Raw genomic sequence first — 2531 nt, 5'->3', positions numbered from 1 at the left:
GACTTTCGGCAGCTCTTAGAGGACATTGCACGTCGCGCCACAGACTTACTATTAAGGCAGCGCACCGAGATCACGTCGCCGATGGTCGCCACTGAGCGCCCTGATCCCGCGCGGCTGGTGGAGCGTTTTTTTCTCCTGCGCGGCTTGCTGGAGAGCGGCGAGTTTCAGCGTGGCCTCGCCCGAGTTCTCTCCGACCCGCACCGCATTCTCCATGCGGCGGCCGAGTCGCTACCGCTGAACCGGGCGCGGCGGCTGACTCCGAGCGCGGTGCGCTGGCTCGCCACGGCCACGCCCCGCCAGCCTGTTCCCGGTGGACATTGCCTAGCGAAGCGTGGTCTGGCAACGGTGCCGCTGCACCTGCCGCACACGCGCCCCACGGAGACCGGTGACACGCCCGAAAATCGGTTTGTTAAGTACACTCTACGGCAGCTATTATCGTCACTTGAGAGCTGCTGCGTTACCGAGCGCCTCGAACGTGAGGCGCGGTGGCTGAGAGTGCCGCTGGAGCAAGCCCTTGCGCACCCGCTCTTTGCTGAGGTCGGGCCACTGACACAGCTTCCCGTGGGAAGTCAGGTTCTGGCGCGGCGCAGTGGCTACCGGGAGGTCTACCAGACCTGGCTGGCGGCGCAGCAGGCGCTTCGGCTCTCGTGGGAAGGCGGCCAAGAGGTCTTTGGAGCCGGGCGGCGCGATGTGGCGACCCTCTACGAGTACTGGTGCTTTTTCGAAGTGGCCGCTGCCGTGGAGCGCGTTTTGGGCTTTTGCTGGCCCTCCGATGCTTTCCTGACGCCCACGGCAGATGGCTACTCACTGGCCCTACGCCGTGGCACCGAGCTGCGGCTGGAGGCGGAGGGAGTCTCGCTTTTCTACAACCCAACCCTGCCGACATGGACGCGCCCGGTGCGCCCGGACATCACGCTGTCCATCGGCGAAATGCGCGTTCACTTCGATGCCAAGTACCGCCTCACGGATCACCACGAGGCCCTCACCGACGATATTCTCACGATGCACGCCTACCGTGATGCCCTCCCCGGCACGCTCGCCGCCGTCGCGCTCTATCCCGGAAAGACTGCCCACTGGTGGCCCGATGAGAAAATCAGAGGCGGCGGACTCGGCGCACTCCCGCTTGCACCAGGGCGTGGAGGCGAGGCGCTGGATCAGCTCTTAGCGGCGATAATCGTCTCCAGATGAGTGAGTGCCTGCGCCAGTGGCAGATCCGCGAGGTCGTAGACGAAGCCGTTTGTTGAGGAGATCGAGGGGCCGAAGCCAAAATCCTCCGTGGTGTCCGGGCTGGTGCTGGTGGCGCGTGGGGTCAGGCGCTGGGTGAGCCACTTTCGAATAGAAGATGTCTCATCCGTGTCTTCCATGCCCCCTCCCGGTCCCATGCGGGTCAGGGCTTCCCAGTAAGGAAGATTAATCGGCCCCGCACCGCCTTTTTCGTTTTTCCACTGCTGGTTGCCCATCATCACAAAGCCACTTGTCATCTTCTGGAGCGGCTTGGTGAGCTTAGCCGCGAGGAAGGCAGCATCGAGGCGCTTCTGGAACTGCGTGGCGCGGGCCTTCCGACGCGCGTTCCAGGCATTTCGGAGAGCGCCGTTTTGCTCGCTATCGCTGAAAAAGGGAAGCTTAAACTCGCCCGTGTTTGGGAAACCATTGACATCGAGAAAGTCGGCGGGGTCTATGCCCTGTGTGCGTAGGAACGCCAGACGCTCCGTGGCACTAAAGCCCCCCGTCCAGAGCGTCTCTAGGCCGCCCTCATTCTCACCAACATAACCGAGCGCTGCGAGGTCGTGGAGCCCGATCTGTGTGACACCGGGCAGGGCCGCCAGCCGTGCCACCCGATCGGCGAAGCGCTCGACGGGCACGGCTTCGGGCGTGAGGGCATCCAAGCGCGTGATCTGCTCAAAGAGCGGGACGATAAAGGGCATGATCTGGGCAATCGCGCTCAGGGCCGGGCGGCCTTGCGCCATCTCCGCCGCCGTGCGCCCGGTGACACTGATATCGTGCTCGCGCTGAGAGTCCGTGGGCGAGGGCATGAGCGGCGAGAGCGTGGGAACCAGCGCCAGTGTGTCTTTCTCCGCCGCCAGAAAACCCACCCCACGGTCGTCGTTGGCGTCACCGGAGAGCGCGATGTAGAGCGTCGTAAAGCCACGCGCCTTTGCCTGCGCCACAAGCTGCTTGGCCTCGGCGGGAGTTTTTGGGGGGCGCACCCGTAGCCCGCGTGTCTTGAAAGTCTCGGGCAGCTTCACCAGAGGTGCCTCCGGCTGAGGCACCAGCTCACTCACTCCCAGTAAACCGAGCTGCGCCTCGCCCAGACCTGGACAGAGCACCTGAACCACAAGCCCTGCCCTTGGCGTGACACTCTGGGGAGCCTTGGGCGGAGGAGCCCCCTCGGGGCCGGGCCGCCCTTGAAATCCTTGCCAGACCGCCTGCACCCGAGCACTCGCGCTCCCTGAAAGCTCCGCGAGAGGAAACGGGTCTTTCTTGCTCTCTAGCGCCGCCTGCCAGAGCTTCTCGGGGAGCTCCGCGCCGCC

The 2531-nt window shown here is 64.6% G+C and carries 2 protein-coding genes; one reads left to right on the top strand and one right to left on the bottom strand.

The window, feature by feature from the left end:
- A partial coding sequence (locus RMO15_RS07735; RefSeq protein ID WP_309710121.1) for a DUF2357 domain-containing protein occupies positions 1 to 1188 on the top strand: 1188 nt, incomplete at its 5' end.
- Here RMO15_RS07735 and RMO15_RS07730 read toward each other — a convergent pair.
- Positions 1155 to 2531 (bottom strand): hypothetical protein (locus tag RMO15_RS07730; RefSeq protein ID WP_309710117.1); only part of this gene is annotated, 1377 nt, incomplete at its 5' end. The genes RMO15_RS07735 and RMO15_RS07730 overlap by 34 nt on opposite strands.

Origin of the sequence: Armatimonas sp., assembly GCF_031410135.1 — a bacterium.
In the GTDB taxonomy this organism is placed as follows: domain Bacteria; phylum Armatimonadota; class Armatimonadia; order Armatimonadales; family Armatimonadaceae; genus Armatimonas.
The sequence above is the reverse complement of the archived record's forward strand: the minus strand, read 5'-3'. Positions and strand labels throughout refer to the sequence as shown.